We start from the raw sequence: 14,952 nt of genomic DNA on the forward strand, positions 1-14,952 counted from the left end.
TGATGCGTCGGTGGTAGCTGGGCGAGTGCTTCCCCTTCATGTGCGGACGGACTGGCTCGGTCTTCGTCGCCAAGTGGGACACCAGCACCGGCATTCCCATGTACGTGAGCTGCAGCCCGGCCATCACAGCGCCCCCCTGTAGCTGGGCAGGGCCGCACGCAAATCCCTGTATGCCTTGTCGCGTGCGGGGCCGCTGCCGTTGCTGGCGAGGTAGGCCTTGGCTTGCTCAGCGGCCAGGGCCAGACGGTCGGCATCGGTGATGGCATTGCGCACCAACTGGGTGGCGGGTGCATCTGCACCATGGGCCTTGGCCATCCCGTTGAGCATCGCCTGCAGCACCCCACGGATGGACACAGGGGACGCGTCCGGTTCGGATGCGGACGGCGATGCGGACGGATTCGGGACGCCGTTGAGATCGGCCAGCAGTCGCTCGGCATGGGGCAGCAGCTCGTCACCGTGGACGTGTGCACAGACAATGCCGCCAGCCGAGGTGATCGTGTGCGTCGCCCTGCCGAGTGAGGCGTATGGCTTGGTCGTGAGCTTGTAGTGACCGCTCATGGCGTCTTCCTTTCCGGCAGCGGGCCGGCGTAGTGGGTGATGGGGATAGCGCGCATGCCATCGCGCCACTGGGTCAGGCCTTGGCTGGCGTACCTGACAATGGGCTTCTGCCCATAGCCCCACGTCACGTACCAGCCACCCTCGGGCACGGGCCGGGCCGCCTCGTACAGCGGCAGGTTGATCTCGCGGTCCATCAGCTCACCTCCACGTGGCGCCGCAGCGCCTGTTGCCGGCGGCGGCGGGCCACCGGTATCTGGCCCACGGCTTGGTGCGTGTGCGTTGGTCGGCGCGGGCGGGTGGTCCACAGGTGGTACAGCAGCGCGCCGGCAGCGGCCGGGCCGATCACCACCGCGATCAGCAGCAGGGCCGACTCAACCATGGCCGGCCTCCTTTGCTGGGTTCACCTGGTGCTGGTAGTGATCGTGGGCGCGGGCCAGCTCCGACCGCAGGTAGTCGAGCCACCACGCGGTGTCACCCCCTCCCACGTCGCTCAGCAGGCCGGCGTCGTAGCGTTCGAGCACCATGGCCTGCGCGGCCGGGCCGGCGTAGAGCTTCATCGGAGCCAACGGCTTGCCATCGTAGAACTCGATCTGCAGGCCCCCTTCGCCGGAATAGACGATTTCGCCGATGGGCTGCCCCACCTGCTGACGCGGGCCAAGGCCTTCGCAGGCTCTGCCCAAGTCGCAGTCCGGGCAGAAGATGTTGCGGCCCTCATCGTTCTGGCGGATACCAGTTCGATCACATGCGTCGCAGCCTTGCGGCACAGTGGCCACGGACTGCGCGGCCTGCCAGGCCTCCCACATATTCTCGATGCGGTTGAATCCGTAGCTGCTATAGCAGCCCGCAGACTTCATCCACGCATCGAACTGCGCGCGATCCGCCTGTAAGGCTGGGGAGGCCGTGGCCAACAGTTCAGTACCGTTGGCCTGTTCGCTCAACATCGGCAGGGCCGCCTCGACGGCGGTGGTCAAATTCCGGCGCAGCCTGGTGCCGGTGACCTCGCGGAACCCACCCTCCTCGAGGTCCGAAGCGATGGCGTTGACGAAGCGCTCGATGTTCGGGCCACTCATGGCTCACCTGCCTTCGTGATCTGTGCTTCGACCCACTCACGCATCCGGGTCCACCGGGCCTCGGGCGTCTCTTTGTCCCTGCGCCACTCACCATCATCGTTCTCGTGGACGATCTCCGCCGCCATCGCCTCCGCTATCCCGAAGGCCTGGCTCACTGCGGCGCGGTCGGATGGATCCAGCCCGGTCATGTCCAGGCCACGCTTGGCGCCGATGACACCGAGCGTGCAGTGGCAGCCGCTGGCATCCTGCAGCTCCTCGGCAATGACGCGCTTCTCGGGCATCGCGTCCAGCGCGTCACGCAGCTCGATCAGGAACTGCTGCCCGCGCCTGCCCCGCAACGCCGAAGCAACGGCGCCGCGCCAGCAGATCAGCGGCCAGGTGTCGCAGTCGTCGCTGTATCCGCTGCGGCTCATGCGGCACCGCCCTGGGCAGCGACGCCCGCCTTTGCCACCTCGTAGTCGCTAATGCGCTTGACCATGCTCTCGAGCGATTCGAGCTGGTGGGCCACGAGCTGGTAGCAATGCCTGCCGATGCGCACATAGCGGTGGAAGAGTCCACCGCTGTAAGGCTCGCGCGGGGTGAACGTCTCGATGTTCTCCACGTCCAGCACCACGTGCCGGGCTGGCTGCATCACATTGAGCTGGTCTTTCCAGCGCTGCGCGTCGATTTCCTGCACGTCGATGTCGACGCCGGCGGCGCCGGCGCGCAGCAGTTCCAGCTCCGGCGAGTGGGCCACTTCGAAGGCGCGGAATGGTGCAACGTCGCCTTCACGGTGGGATTGATCGATGGCTCGTGCCAAGCCGGCCTCAAGGTTGGCCAACCTGGTCGCCTGAGCGAGCGTCAACGCGGGAGGGTGTCGCATATTGAACCTCATGGGCGTGTGATGGTGGGTCCGGGCCGGTGCCCGGCGAGGTGAAGCGATCCCGGCGGCGCCGGGTGGTGGTGGTGGGGGTGTCATCGAGCCCCCCCTATTGCCCAGCCGAGCACGAAGCCCAGGCCAAGGCCGATCAGGCCGAATACCGCGGCCATCTCCCACACGTACCGCGTGATCCAGGTCGCAGCCTTCGAGTCATCCGTCATCACGGATCTCCGTGGGAGGCGCGGAACGCGTCGAGTGCGTCCACGAGGTTGCCGGCCGCATCGCATTCGTCCCCAAGGTCGCCGCCATCGGGGTCATGCAACACCTCATGCAGCCGGTCGCGTGCCGCCATGATCGTCTGCCAGTTGTCGTCACCCATGTTCAGGTGCTCACACAGGTCATCGATGCCTTCGTCATCCAGCGAGGTAAGGCCTTCATCGCCACCGGTGGCGATCTCGTGGATCTCGTCGCTACGGTTCTCCGGGCTGCCTTGGCCATGCTTCTGGTAGTAACGCAGCGCGGCGAGGATGGTGGCGGTCTCTTCCGCATGCAGGTAGACGGCGATGCCCATCACAGCGTCTCCCCGAGTGCATCAGCAAGATCGCCCGCGCCAGTCAGCGCGTCGCCCAGGTTGGTCGTGTAGTCGCTCATCACGTCCCAGCCATCGTTGCCGTAGACAAGGTGGACCCAGCCCGCGCGGGTCATCTTGGGCGCATACGCCGGGCCTTCGATGTTCAGCAGGTACAGGCGATCCTCATCGGTCTGCATGATCGCCGCCATCACCGTGCCCACGTCACGGGTGCCGGTCACCGCGAGTTCTTCACCGTTGTGAACCTGAATCGCGTAACCCTCGGCGATCAGGTCCGACACCGCCTTACGGATCACTGCGCGCTCGATCAGGATCCGCTCACGGATCTGGTACTTCCCCGCTGCGGTGAGATCGCGCTCTGCCATGAAGGCGGCGTCGTCGGCGTGCTGGAAGTGATTGGTGGTGGCCTGTGAGCGGATGCTTGCCAGCAGTTCCGCAGCGGCAGTCGGGGAAGCCTCATGGTTCGACATGTTAAACCTCATGGTCTGTTAAAACCCGCCTCCGTGGCGGGCTTGCTGCGCAGACTACGCCGCCTTTTTGGCGGTGTCAACATGTTAAACCTAATTTTCTTTATCGCACGCGCATTCAGTCATCGCGGAGCTTTGCATTAACCATGCGCGCCCCTCTGTGCTCGAGTTCTCGCAACAATGCCAAAGCGCCCTCATGCAGCGGATTCAACTCGTCGCGGAACGTAGCCTCCCGGATCTGCACGGCCTTGGCCCGGCGATGCTTTCCCCAGGGCTGCACGCCTGTGCCCTCGCAGTCTTCGCACAGATGCCACTCGAAACCGACCACCTTGCCCTCCTGCAATACCGGCTTCGCTACCTCACCTGGTCGGCCGAAGTCGCGACACACCGGGCAATGATGCGGGTTCCTGTACTCATCGATGACCGCCCTCGCCCATCGTTGGAGAAACGCGGGCTCCCCCACCTTGGCAAGGGTCTTGGGCGCCAGCACCTTGCGCGCACGACCGGACAGTGCCCGCGCCAGTAGCGATGCGATGCCAAGGAATGCCTGTGTTTCGCTGGGCTTCTCTACCGGCATTCGCTCGATGTAGAAGCGGGGCTTGCCGTCGACTGGTGGCAGTGGTCGCTTCACCTCTCGATGGCCGACCACGCGCATAGGCCCTTCGATCCTCGCAGGCCACCACCGCAGGCACAGCACATCCACTGCCAGTGCTTTCCGGTGATCGCCGCCGGCAACTGCCAGCGCGTTCGCGATGTCGATGGCGGTCAGTTCCGGCTGGCCCGTACCGCGTGACCCGGCCACCTGCAGCGGCAGACTGCGTGGGCTGAGCCTCGCCATGGTCTTTCCGACATTCCTGCTCACGCCGCCTCTCCCGTCAACAGCGCCGTCTGGCGCGCGATGAGGTAGTCGTCGCTGCCGAATGTCTGGTGGAACGTGCGTGACCCTTCGGCCAGACTCGGGCCGAAATGCTCGCGCATCCGGGCGTGCGTCCAACCATCCACTTCGATGCGCCCGCGATGATGCCAGAGGCATCCGGCGTAACCGTGCGCATGGCTGATGCGGATGTTCCCCGACTTCACGTGGTTGTAGTCGCTGCAGGTGGCCACGTGCTCAAACGGCATGCGCCCCATTTCCGCCCAGATCAAGCACGGAATGCACACCGTCACTTTTGCCTCATCGACGCGTGCAGCCTCCGACTTTCTCATCGCCCTGTTGCCAGGGCGCCGCTTCTTCTTGAAATTCCGCATGATCCCCACTCGCTATAGGTGCTGCATGTTAAACCTCGAGGGCTAAATAAAAGAGCAGCTCCTCCCGTGCTGCCAACCAGCCTTCGCATACCACTGCCCGGTACCCCTGCTGCTGCAACCTGGTCAACCAACTTCGCTGCACCGCTGAGACCTCGGGCTTTCTTCCCAGGTCCGCTCGCGTCGCCTTCAACTCGATGCGCAAACCGTGATACCCACCTCGCGCCACATCGAGAACCAGATCGGGGTAGCCGGCGCGAACGCCTTGTGCTTTCAACCTGACCGCCTCGAGCTTCCCTCGCCGTCCGCCGTTCGGAACGTGCATCAGGTACTGCAGGTCAGGTAGCTGTGCGCTCGCCGCCGCGACCCAATCGAACAACGCTTTCTGATGCGCATCTTCCGGGTGACGCGGGCGAGTGCCCGCGCCTCCTCGCATCGTGTTTCCACCGATCAACTACTGATCTCCAACGCGGTAGCGGCTGCGCGGATACGCCCCGCGATGCGCTCATTGCTCGATGCCGCGCTGACCGTGCACACGAAGCCAGGAGCTGTCAGGAGCTGGCTGTAGTCAGGGTGGTCCGGGCCCACGGCCTCCAACATGCCATCCGCGTCAATCGTCACCACCATGGGCGCCCCGCCCCCGAGATCCGCAGCAGTGCGGGCGAGGTTGGCCGCGACCAGCCAGATATTGCCGAGCTTGAACGATGGTGGGTGCTCAATTGCGTTGTTCATACGGTACTACCCCTGTCTGTTGGTTCCTTGGAATTTGCCGTGCGCAGTGGCACCGACCGAGCAGTGCTCAGTCAGAATCACCACGCGAATCGCCGGCACGCAATAATCCATCTTTGCCCATGCTTTCAGCTTCGCTCGGCGACAGGCCAAGCGTGGCGCTGATGTCAGCAAGGTGCTTGCGCATCTGCTCTCTGGTTGCCGGCTTGTGCGGCCGGCCTTTCGGCGCTTCCAATTCGCCCACCACGTGCGGCAGGGGTTCGCCCCGCATTACCGCTTCCTTCGCCACGTCGTATGCGTCACGCAGCATCCGCTCGGCGTCACGTGCCGATGCAGCGCGGTAGGCATAGACATCCAGGTACCGCCAAACCGCGCGAGTGAACGCGGAGCGGAATTTGAATTGCTTCGACAACTCGAACTTCACCCGCCCCAGGCTGGGCACGCCCAGGCACATCGCGCGGAATCGCGGTGCGGACGGGGGGAAGTCACTTCCTTCAACCCGGCAGGCCTCCAAGCCAGCATCGATCTGCTGCCGCGACATACCGGCGAGAGTCAGCCCCCACTCACGCCCGGCCGATGACCGAGGGTTGGCGCCGTAATCTCGCTCCCAGGTTGCGCCGTACAGGCCGCCCATTCGGAGCCACAGGTAGTCAACGAGGTCATTCGATACGGTCGGCGCGGCCTTCGATGTAGCCGTCTGCGCCCCAGCCTCGCTGCTGATCTCCCTCGCGTCCCGCGCGAACTGCCGCCTCGATCCGTTCGACGGCACTACCTCTCCGATTCGTTGCATGGCTCACTCCCTGTGGAGGTGGATTCTGGCGTTCGGCGTTCTCACGCCGTGCGATAGCGACTACATAGGTCGCTGGCTTCCCGCGGCACTCAGCCCACCCGGCGATTTCCAGAACGTGCTCGACCGTGACACCTTCGGCAGCCGCTGCGATCAGGTCGGGTGTGTAGCTGGTGCATCGGAAGCCAAGCCGGTTGAGCGCGATGGCCATCGGCGCCGCAGGGCTTAGAACGGGGGCCTGGTCTTCCGCGTGCCCTTCGAAGTAGCCCTCGCGTGGCGGTGGTGGTGGCGGATCGTCCAGCCCCCCAAGGGGTAGCTGGTTACCATCTGGAGTAGAAGAATCTCCTCTCCTCTTTTCTCCTCTGGTCCGCTTTCCGTCCGCACCGCCTGCGGACTCTCTCCGCTCGGCGCGCTTCCGGTCGGCGTCCTGCGCTCGGCGCCGGGCCGATGCGCCGTTGTGCGTGTCGAACTCAGGCAGCACAAGGCATCCCGGCTTGCTGTCGTCCAGCCAACGGACATCCAACATGGCACCAGCCATGCCGGGTAGGCCGATCAGCTCATCCACCAGCTCCAACGTGTAGCCCTCGAGCACGCCATCGGTGGTGTGTTCGTCAAACAGGCACCACACCGCATGCAGCCCGCCAACTACCCGCAACCTGTCCGTTTTCAATGCGGACGCCATGCGGACAACCTTGGGATGCCTTCCAAGCCCGGTGCGTACCTTGATCCAGTCGCCAGCCATGTCATTCCGCTCGCACAACTGCGTGGATGTTCAGGGCAGCCAGCAGCGCGGCGAACTGGTCGATACCCTGCAGCATTCGGCCGACCGTGGCAGCCGAACACCCGAGTTGGCGCGCTACGGCACGCTGGGACACGTCGCGGACTCGGCGACGGATCAACAATGCGTTGCTCACTGCGTTCACTTCCCCGCAACCGGGGTTCCGAGGCGGTCCTGCATCGCTTCCATGCGGGTCCGCCCCGTATCTGGGTCCAGCACTGCTGCCTGCAGGTCCGGGTGCTTTTCGAGGAGCTGCCGCGCCCGCAACTCGGGCACGAACTCGCCCCACTGCCGAATGGCCTGGCGGGTCAAGGGTGGAGAGAAGGCGCGCGCGACTTCGCCGCGATTGCCGCCGAAGTAAGCGAGCACATTTGAGGTGCGAAGGATCGTTGACATGCCGGAAAGGAAAGCACGCTTGTCGCTAGGTGTCAACATGTCGCACCTTACCCGGCGTATCGTTGCTACCTATGACCACGAGCCGACCCCTGCGCACCGCTGCGCCGTCGAATCCCCGCACCCAAGGGGAACGCATACGCTTCGCCCGTATCAACGCCAACCTGTCCCAGGAGCAACTGGGTATGCAGGTGAACAAGGCAGGCGGGTCCAGCGTTACGAAGTCGCTGGTCAGCCAGTGGGAACGCGATGGCGTGAAGAACCCCACCAACGACAACCTGTTCGCCATCGAGGCGGTTACTGGCTTCTCGGCCCAGTGGATTTCGAGCGGACGCGGACCGCAGAAGGCGAAGGTTGCCTCCACCGTTCGACTGGATACGCATGCGCTCGAGCGCGCGCTCGCCGCCGCGCTACCGGACAGCGGCAAGCACGCCGACCTGGCCCAGGTAGTGGCCGGCCTGTATGACGTGTTGATGGACACCCCGGACGTATCCGACAAGACCCTCGCCAGCTTCGCCTCGGCACTGGCGCGTCGGATCTGATTTAGAAAAATCGAGCCGGGGGGTTGACGCCTCGGCGGAAAGCTGTATTGTCGCAGGTGTCACATGTTGAACCTTGCGAACCATGACGCCACCAATCGAGGGCGCTCGTCTCATTCCTGACGAGGCGCCAAGCACGTATTACGCACGTAGCCTGGACGTGGCCAACCACACCGGCCTGTGCCATATCGGGCGCTCCCCCGCCCACTTCCGGTACTGGGTAGAAAACCCTCAGTCCGATGCCGACACCAAGGACTTCGCGTTCGGTAGAGCATTCCACTGCGCGACGCTGGAGCCGGACGTGTTCAATCGCACCTATGCGGTGATCCCTGCAGGCGCACCCGCCCGCCCCACTTCGCGGCAACTCAATGCGAAGTCGCCCGGTCGCGAAAGCCGCGCTGCGCTCGACTGGTGGGCGATGTTTCTCGCCGGCAACGAAGGCCGCACGTTGGTCAGCGTTGATGACTACGACCGCTGCCAGCGCATGGCCGAGAGCATTCGCTCCCACTCTGATGAAGTGGCAGGCCTACTGGTTGGCGGGATTCGCGAGGCGACATTGCGGTGGCAGGACGATGACACTGGCCTCGCGTGCAAGGCGCGTATCGACAACTACGAGCCAGGCCTGTTCATGCTCGACCTCAAGAAAACCCGTGACGCCAGCGAGGAGGCCTTTGCACGCTCCATCGCCAACTATCAGTACGACCAACAGGCCGCTCACTACTGCGCGGGAGGTTCCGCATGCGGCACCCCAGTGAAGCATTTCATCTTTCTGGCCTGCGAAGACACCCCGCCGTACGTGTGCCAGCCCTACTACCTCGATCCCATGGCCGAGCAGCGCGGCATGGGGTTGCGTAGGCGACGCATGCGCGTCCAGGCCGAGTGTCTGCGTACCGACCGCTGGCCGGGCTATGCCACCAGCTTCCGACAGATTTCCCTCCCCAGCTACGCCTACTACGGCACCGACGAGGCAGCATGACCGATTCCACACAATCCACTGCGCTTTCCCCAGCCCGAGAAGCCGCCAGCATCGAGCGTGGTTTGGCCATGGACGCCACCAGCTTCGAAGGTGTGCACACCGTCTTCAGCCACGGCAACGCATTCAACCTGGCCGTGAAGATGGCAAGCATGCTGTCGGATTCCACGGTGATCCCAGCCCCGTATCAGGGCAATCCCTCCAACTGCCTGATCGCCATCGACTACGCCGCACGTCTGCGCGTGTCGCCGGTGATGCTGATGCAGAACATGGACGTGGTGAAAGGCCGGCCGGGACTGCGCGGCGCATTCCTGATCGGCCTCATCAACGCGTGCCCCCTGTTCAGTCGAATCAAGTTCGAGTGGCGCGGCTCCCCCGACGACGGCACCGGGCAGCCTACTGGCGACTACGGCTGCCGTGCCTACGCGACCGAGATCGAAACCGGCGATGTCCTGCAGGGCACGTGGGTGGACTGGGCGATGGTCATCGGCGAAGGCTGGGACCGCGATAACGGCAGCCAGAAATCGAAGTGGAACACGCTCCGCGACCAGATGTTCCAGTATCGCGCCGCTTCCTTCTGGTCCCGCACGAACGCCAGCGACGTGACGCTCGGTCTGCACACGGTCGAGGAGCTGGACTATCTCGAGAATGCTCCGGGTTACGCACGCGAATCCCCCTCTCCTGTCATCGAACACGACCACGACCGGGGCATGCCCGGCCTGCTTGATGAACTTGCGGATCGTGCACGCAGCGCTGCCGCGCACATTGATCTTGCGGAGCCAAGATCGCCCGCCGAAGACGAGTCTTCGGCGCCTCCGACCGACACAGCGCCAACCAACGATGCACAGCCGAAAGCGCGCAGAACACGACGAATCATTGAGTAACTGCGCCCACAAGGTTTCACATATTCAACCTACAAAATGCAGGAGCAATTATGCGCATCACCGGAATTACCGTATCCAACTTCCTTGGCCTGCCCCACTTTCAGCACTCGCTTACTGAGCCTGTCTTGTTCGTCGCTGGCGGGAATGGCGACGGCAAGTCCAGCTTGCTTCAGGCCGTACGCTTCGCCTTGACCGGCGCAATGCCCCGAGGCGTCACCAAGGTTGCGGACCGCAACCTGCTGCTGACCGAGGGTGCCAGCAAGGGCTATGTCCAGGTGGAGGTCGACGGAAACCCGGTGCGCCGCACCGTGTCCACGGCAAAGCTCACGGGCGATGCTCCGGAAAGCCCGCACCTCGACCTCTGCCTCGAGGCCTCACAGTTCGCACGACTGGATGACAAAGATCGCCGGAAGTTGCTCTTTGCCATCGCCGGGGTAAAGGCAAATGGCGAAGCTGTCTCCGAGCAGATGAAGGCTCAGGGCATTCGTGCTGACATCATTCAAGACCTGTTGCCACGCCTCCGCGCCGGGTTCGAGGCGGCGGCGGCTCACGCGCGGGACAAGGCAACTGAAGCGCGCGGCGCCTGGCGTGCGGTGAGCGGTGAGAACTATGGTTCCACCAAGGCAGATGGCTGGACCGCAGCGGTTGAGGTCGAGGAGCCCAACCAGGCTGCCATTGACGAGCACGCCACTGCCATCGCTGATCTCCGGGCGCGCGTGGCTCCGCTGCATGCTGCGATTGCCAAGGTGGAAGCCATGCTGCCACCGGACAAGCTGGCGGAGTTGCAGGCGCAGGCAGACGGTCAGGGCAAGGCCGAGGGCGACCTCGCCATGGCCCAGCAGGCGTACGACGATGCTGCTGAGGAGGTTGCAAAGCTGCAGGCCCAACTGCAGGCCGGTGCTACTGGCGGCATCCCATGCCCATGCTGCGGAAAGTCGGTCCGGATCGATGGGCAGCGCCTCGTCGTCGCCAGCGAGCCCGACGGCACCGACACGCAGAAGGTGCTCAACAACCTCGCCGCCGCCAAGGTGCGGGCCCACGACGCCAACACACAACTGCAGGTTGCCCGCCGGGCACTCGCCTGCGCACAGGCCGCCGCGTCCACGCTGGCCAACCTTCCAGAAGCTCCCACCGACGAGGAGCTGCGCGCACCGGATCTGCTGGCTGATGTGAACCAGTTGCTGCAACAGCACGAACGCGCACACCGCGCCCTCCTCGATGCTCGGGCACAGCACGAGCGCGCGAAGCACCGCACTGAACAGGCCGCGCGCCATCACCTCGATGCGGCCGCATGGAAGTTGGCCGAGGAGAACCTGGCGCCCGAAGGCATTCCCTCGATCCTGCTGGCTCGAGCGCTGGACCCGGTGAACGCCACTCTTGCCGCGGCCGCTTCCGTCGCCGGCTGGCGACCCGCAGCGGTCACCCGCGACATCACCCTGACCTACGGCGGCCGCCCCTACGCGCTGGTTTCCGAATCTGAGCAATGGCGAGCTGACGCCATGTTCGCAGCCGCCATCGCGCAGCTCGCCGGTGCCCGCATCCTGATGCTCGACCGCTTCGACGTGCTTTCACCACTGGCGCGCGGGGACGCGTTGGATTGGATGGATCATCTGGTGACGGAAGGCCATGTCGACACGGTGATCGTCGCAGGCACGTTGAAAGAGCGCCCCGACCTCGGCAAAGGCGTCGATGTTGTCTGGCTCGGTGCCACCGCATAGCCCCTTCCTGCGCACACGAGGTATCACATGCGAAACCACGAACCAGCGTGCCGACAGCTCGCGATTGATTTCACTCCAGCGCTTGAACGCGCGCAGCTCGGGATGGAACGCGCGGTCAACCACGCCAACCGGGTTGAAAGCGAGTGGAGCGGGCAGGCACTGGGATTGCTGGTCGCGTTCGCCCGCCAGCACGCCGAGCCCTTCCTCATCGAGGAGGCGAGGCGCTGGGCAGAAGCAAACGGGCTGCCGCCGCCACCAGACGCACGGAGCTGGGGCGCCGTGACCAAGCGCGCATCGATCAAGAAGCGCATCGAGAAAGCCGGCGCAGCCCCGGCGGCCTCATCCAACTGTTCCCTCAAACCCCTTTGGCGCTTCCGCGCCTGATTGGAGATCAACGATGTCCCTGATTTTCTTCTACGACACTGAAACCACCGGCCTCCCAGCGTTCAGCGAGCCGTCCGACGCTCCTCACCAGCCGCACCTGGTGCAGGTCGCGGCATCGCTGGTGGATGCGACCAGCCGGAGGGTGATCTCGTCCATCGATGTGCTCGTGAAGCCCGACGGTTGGGCCATCCCCGACGAAGTAACCCAAATCCACGGGATCACGACCGAACAGGCCGAGCAGTGTGGCCTGGACGAAAGCCTTGTGACCGAGCTGGTGCTCGACATGTGGCGGTTGGCGGATGTCCGCATTGGCCATGTCGAATCGTTCGATGCCCGGATCATGCGCATCGCCCTGAAGCGCTACGCAACCGCAGAAGTCGCGGACGAGTGGAAGGCCGGCCCCGCGCAGTGCACCGCCAAGGTGGCCAAAGCGCTGATGGGCATGACCAGGAATCCGAAGCTGATCGACGCGCACCGGCATTTCCTGGGGCGCGAGTTCGATAGCGCACATACAGCCCACGCCGACATGGTGGCGTGCCGAGACATCCACTGGGCCATGGCCGACCACGAAAACGCCTGATGGGGCGAGAAGGAGAAGCGCATGTTCTTTCGTAATTTGACCATGTTCCGCGCACCGCAGATCACGATGTTCGAGCTGCAGGATGGCCTCGAGGCATCGGCCCTCAAGCCGGTCGGCCCGCTGGAGTACAACTCCGCTGGCTTCGTCTCGCCTTTCGGCCGCGCCGATGGCGAGCCGATTTCCCACGAAGTTGCTGGCGCGCTGTGGCTGACCATCGGGGAGGAGGAGAAGATCCTTCCGGCAGCCGTCATCAATCAGATGCTCGAGCGTAGGCTCGCGGAGATCGAAGAAAGCGAGGGGCGCCGCCCCGGCGGCCGCGAGCGGAAGCGCATCAAGGACGATCTGCTGCACGAGCTGCTGCCCAAGGCGTTCGTGACCTACCGGCGGAACGACATGTACCTCGACCACGCGCGCGGCGTCGTGTTTGTAGACACGTCCAGCCGCAAGACCGGCGAGAACATGATGTCCGCCATCCGGGGTGCTCTGGGCACCTTCCCCGCGATGCCGCTGAACGCTGAGGTCTCCCCCCGTGCCGTGATGACTGGCTGGATCGCCGGCGAGCCGCTGCCCGACGGAATGACCCTCGGCGAGGAAGCGGAGCTGCGCGATCCGGTGCAGGGCGGCGCGGTTGTGAAGTGCAACAACCAGGAGCTGCGCTGCGACGAGATCGACAAGCACCTGGACGCGGGGAAGCAGGTCACGAAACTGGGGCTCGTGTTCAGAGATCGGCTGTCGTTCCTCCTCGGTGAGGATCTGACGGTTCGCAAGCTGCGCTTCCTCGAGGGAGCTGTGGATCAGCTCGATGTCACTGACGTGGACAGCCGGCGCGCAGAGATCGACGCCCGATTCGTGCTGCAGGTCGGCGAGGTTGGTGCACTGTTCGACGCCCTCGAGCAGGCATTCCGTCTGACCCGCTACGTCTGACACGCCGGCCGCACCGGCGGCCGGCTCCATGGAATTTGGAGAACCCACATGCTCATCCTCACGCGCCGCCCCGGCGAATCCATCGTCATCGGCGAGAACATCCGCATCGTTGTCGCCGAAATCAGGAACGGCCAGGTACGCCTGGCGTTCGAGGCACCGGCGGAAATCGAGATCGATCGCACCGAGATCCGCACCAAAAAGGAGGCGGCACGATGAACGCTGCCAACCTCATTGATACGCTGCTTGGGCGCCTGCAAGCGCGCTGGTTCCGCGACACGGAGAGCGGCGGATCGGCCCTTGCTACCGGGATCGTCGTCGCACCGAAAGAGCTGCAGGTGCTGCAGGCCGCCCTCTCCGCCCAGCCCTCCCCGGGTGGTCAGGGGGAACTGCCGCGTGCACTCGAAGATTTGCGCGACGCCTTGCAGCACGTGATCGACTGCGCAGACGGCGGCGATGACTACAACTGCGGCCGTCCGATGATCGATGCGATGACCACGCTGGGCCTGATGAGGAAGACTGGCCGTGGGCTGTGGTCGGTGAACGTCCATGACGCTCAGGCTGTGGTTGAAGCACTCGCCGCCCGCCATCCGGTGGGGGAGCCGGTCGTGTACGAACCCGGCCTGTATGAGTACGCGCCGTACTTCGAGTGCACCCCTGAGCAATGGGAGCGCCACACCAAGGGCATGACCGACAGCGGAAAGCATCTGCTGGCGAACATGCTGGCTCACCACTGCCTGCTGGCTCGCCGTGATGATCGTGGTTGGATCATCACACGCTTCGACCTGATCCGCAGCGGCAAACCGTGGTGGCACGTGTCGAACGATGGCGTGCTGACCTATGACTATGACCCCGAGACGAAGGCGCGCGCGGTCCCCGCCCCGCCCGCGCGGGCCGTGGACCTGGGCGCTGTCGCCGACGTGCTGCGCGAGCTACTGACCGAGCGGCAGCACCGCACGGATGGCAGCCTGATGCAACTGGCCGAGCGTTGTCGGCACCTGTCGCGCGGTGACCGCGATTGCATCGCATTGCGCGGAGCCCTCATCACGGAGCTGAAAGCGCAGGCCGTGGACCTCGGGCAACTTCCCCATGGCATCCGCCTGATCGAGATTCCAGGCCGCAACAACCTCGATCCGATCAACGTGTTCGTGCAGGACTACGAGTTGGGCCGCGGCCGCATCGTCGTCACCTGCTACGGGCAGGCATGGTGCGGGTTCTGGGGTGCCATGGGCGACCGCACGGTGATGCAGTTTGTAGCTGCATGCGACGCGGACTACGTGGCCGGCAACATGCTCAGCGGGCGACATGAGCACGTGAAAAAGCATGAGCGCTCCTACGTGGAGCGCATCGCCACCGAAGTGATCACCGAGTTCCGCACCCTGCTTGCTCCCAAGGCGGTGTCGCTGTGATTCAGCTCATCTCACCGAAACGGCCGAAGGCCGGAGCTGGTTGGATCCAGCAACCCTCCCCCCCGGCCT

Annotated in this window: 25 protein-coding genes; 9 read left to right on the top strand and 16 right to left on the bottom strand. The window is 64.6% G+C overall.

All coding sequences use genetic code 11. The features are described from left to right. Positions 1–123 precede the first annotated feature (123 nt). From ACXI0D_RS02070 to ACXI0D_RS02145, 16 genes are all read right to left on the bottom strand, one after another. Positions 124–558: a hypothetical protein gene (locus ACXI0D_RS02070; protein ID WP_479642236.1), complete on the bottom strand. Its 435-nt coding sequence runs from the start codon at positions 556–558 to the stop codon at positions 124–126. Further along, positions 555–752, bottom strand: a complete 198-nt coding sequence (locus tag ACXI0D_RS02075) for a hypothetical protein (RefSeq protein WP_479642237.1) — start codon at positions 750–752, stop codon at positions 555–557. The genes ACXI0D_RS02070 and ACXI0D_RS02075 overlap by 4 nt, the downstream gene beginning before the upstream one ends. Further along, positions 752–937, bottom strand: a complete 186-nt coding sequence (locus ACXI0D_RS02080; RefSeq protein ID WP_479642238.1) for a hypothetical protein — start codon at positions 935–937, stop codon at positions 752–754. The genes ACXI0D_RS02075 and ACXI0D_RS02080 overlap by 1 nt, the downstream gene beginning before the upstream one ends. Then, positions 930–1,628 carry a hypothetical protein gene (locus ACXI0D_RS02085; protein WP_479642239.1) on the bottom strand — a complete coding sequence of 233 codons (699 nt, stop codon included), beginning with the start codon at positions 1,626–1,628 and terminating at the stop codon, positions 930–932. The genes ACXI0D_RS02080 and ACXI0D_RS02085 overlap by 8 nt, the downstream gene beginning before the upstream one ends. After that, the gene (locus ACXI0D_RS02090) at positions 1,625–2,041 is read right to left on the bottom strand and encodes a hypothetical protein (RefSeq protein WP_479642240.1); all 417 of its coding nucleotides are present in this window, start codon (positions 2,039–2,041) and stop codon (positions 1,625–1,627) included. The genes ACXI0D_RS02085 and ACXI0D_RS02090 overlap by 4 nt, the downstream gene beginning before the upstream one ends. Then, on the bottom strand, positions 2,038–2,427 hold the full coding sequence (locus ACXI0D_RS02095) for a hypothetical protein (protein ID WP_479642241.1): 390 nt from the start codon (positions 2,425–2,427) through the stop codon (positions 2,038–2,040). Before ACXI0D_RS02095 ends, ACXI0D_RS02090 begins: the two co-directional genes overlap by 4 nt. A gap of 155 nt (positions 2,428–2,582) precedes the next feature. Continuing rightward, on the bottom strand, positions 2,583–2,708 hold the full coding sequence (locus ACXI0D_RS02100) for a hypothetical protein (protein ID WP_479642242.1): 126 nt from the start codon (positions 2,706–2,708) through the stop codon (positions 2,583–2,585). Continuing rightward, positions 2,708–3,058 carry a hypothetical protein gene (locus ACXI0D_RS02105; protein WP_479642243.1) on the bottom strand — a complete coding sequence of 117 codons (351 nt, stop codon included), beginning with the start codon at positions 3,056–3,058 and terminating at the stop codon, positions 2,708–2,710. Before ACXI0D_RS02105 ends, ACXI0D_RS02100 begins: the two co-directional genes overlap by 1 nt. Continuing rightward, the gene (locus tag ACXI0D_RS02110) at positions 3,058–3,546 is read right to left on the bottom strand and encodes a hypothetical protein (protein ID WP_479642244.1); all 489 of its coding nucleotides are present in this window, start codon (positions 3,544–3,546) and stop codon (positions 3,058–3,060) included. Before ACXI0D_RS02110 ends, ACXI0D_RS02105 begins: the two co-directional genes overlap by 1 nt. Positions 3,547–3,661: 115 nt before the next feature. Beyond that, a complete protein-coding gene (locus ACXI0D_RS02115) occupies positions 3,662–4,405 on the bottom strand; it encodes a hypothetical protein (RefSeq protein WP_479642245.1) in 744 nt (247 codons plus the stop codon). Continuing rightward, the gene (locus tag ACXI0D_RS02120) at positions 4,402–4,791 is read right to left on the bottom strand and encodes a Ref family recombination enhancement nuclease (RefSeq protein WP_236494369.1); all 390 of its coding nucleotides are present in this window, start codon (positions 4,789–4,791) and stop codon (positions 4,402–4,404) included. The genes ACXI0D_RS02115 and ACXI0D_RS02120 overlap by 4 nt, the downstream gene beginning before the upstream one ends. Before the next feature lie 28 nt (positions 4,792–4,819). Next, the gene (locus ACXI0D_RS02125; protein ID WP_479642246.1) at positions 4,820–5,167 is read right to left on the bottom strand and encodes a VRR-NUC domain-containing protein; all 348 of its coding nucleotides are present in this window, start codon (positions 5,165–5,167) and stop codon (positions 4,820–4,822) included. A gap of 71 nt (positions 5,168–5,238) precedes the next feature. Beyond that, a complete protein-coding gene (locus ACXI0D_RS02130; protein WP_040007336.1) occupies positions 5,239–5,520 on the bottom strand; it encodes a hypothetical protein in 282 nt (93 codons plus the stop codon). Between the two features lie 67 nt (positions 5,521–5,587). After that, positions 5,588–6,151 carry a hypothetical protein gene (locus tag ACXI0D_RS02135; protein WP_479642247.1) on the bottom strand — a complete coding sequence of 188 codons (564 nt, stop codon included), beginning with the start codon at positions 6,149–6,151 and terminating at the stop codon, positions 5,588–5,590. Between the two features lie 25 nt (positions 6,152–6,176). Continuing rightward, a complete protein-coding gene (locus tag ACXI0D_RS02140; RefSeq protein WP_157635924.1) occupies positions 6,177–6,986 on the bottom strand; it encodes a hypothetical protein in 810 nt (269 codons plus the stop codon). 237 nt (positions 6,987–7,223) lie between these two features. Continuing rightward, a complete protein-coding gene (locus tag ACXI0D_RS02145) occupies positions 7,224–7,517 on the bottom strand; it encodes a Cro/CI family transcriptional regulator (RefSeq protein ID WP_040007332.1) in 294 nt (97 codons plus the stop codon). Positions 7,518–7,549: 32 nt separating this feature from the next. Between ACXI0D_RS02145 and ACXI0D_RS02150 the strand changes: the two genes are divergently transcribed. From ACXI0D_RS02150 to ACXI0D_RS02190, 9 genes are all read left to right on the top strand, one after another. Next, positions 7,550–8,017: a helix-turn-helix domain-containing protein gene (locus ACXI0D_RS02150; RefSeq protein WP_479642248.1), complete on the top strand. Its 468-nt coding sequence runs from the start codon at positions 7,550–7,552 to the stop codon at positions 8,015–8,017. A gap of 157 nt (positions 8,018–8,174) precedes the next feature. Next, positions 8,175–8,990, top strand: coding sequence for a PD-(D/E)XK nuclease-like domain-containing protein (locus tag ACXI0D_RS02155; RefSeq protein ID WP_479642249.1), 816 nt, complete (start codon positions 8,175–8,177; stop codon positions 8,988–8,990). Next, the gene (locus tag ACXI0D_RS02160) at positions 8,987–9,871 is read left to right on the top strand and encodes a hypothetical protein (RefSeq protein ID WP_479642250.1); all 885 of its coding nucleotides are present in this window, start codon (positions 8,987–8,989) and stop codon (positions 9,869–9,871) included. Before ACXI0D_RS02155 ends, ACXI0D_RS02160 begins: the two co-directional genes overlap by 4 nt. Positions 9,872–9,921: 50 nt before the next feature. Continuing rightward, complete coding sequence (locus ACXI0D_RS02165; protein ID WP_479642251.1) at positions 9,922–11,589, top strand: AAA family ATPase; 1,668 nt, start codon at positions 9,922–9,924, stop codon at positions 11,587–11,589. A gap of 27 nt (positions 11,590–11,616) precedes the next feature. Beyond that, on the top strand, positions 11,617–11,973 hold the full coding sequence (locus ACXI0D_RS02170) for a hypothetical protein (protein WP_157635919.1): 357 nt from the start codon (positions 11,617–11,619) through the stop codon (positions 11,971–11,973). A 13-nt stretch (positions 11,974–11,986) separates the two neighbouring features. Further along, positions 11,987–12,553 carry a 3'-5' exonuclease gene (locus ACXI0D_RS02175; RefSeq protein WP_479642252.1) on the top strand — a complete coding sequence of 189 codons (567 nt, stop codon included), beginning with the start codon at positions 11,987–11,989 and terminating at the stop codon, positions 12,551–12,553. 21 nt (positions 12,554–12,574) lie between these two features. Further along, positions 12,575–13,477, top strand: coding sequence for a recombination-associated protein RdgC (locus tag ACXI0D_RS02180; RefSeq protein WP_479642253.1), 903 nt, complete (start codon positions 12,575–12,577; stop codon positions 13,475–13,477). A gap of 48 nt (positions 13,478–13,525) precedes the next feature. Then, positions 13,526–13,693 (top strand): carbon storage regulator, encoded by a 168-nt coding sequence (locus tag ACXI0D_RS02185; protein ID WP_479642254.1) that lies wholly within the window; start codon positions 13,526–13,528, stop codon positions 13,691–13,693. Further along, positions 13,690–14,883, top strand: a complete 1,194-nt coding sequence (locus tag ACXI0D_RS02190) for a phiTE_072 family protein (protein WP_479642255.1) — start codon at positions 13,690–13,692, stop codon at positions 14,881–14,883. Before ACXI0D_RS02185 ends, ACXI0D_RS02190 begins: the two co-directional genes overlap by 4 nt. The last annotated feature ends 69 nt before the right edge of the window (positions 14,884–14,952 follow it).

The sequence above is a fragment of the Stenotrophomonas sp. C9D9 genome (assembly GCF_056491205.1).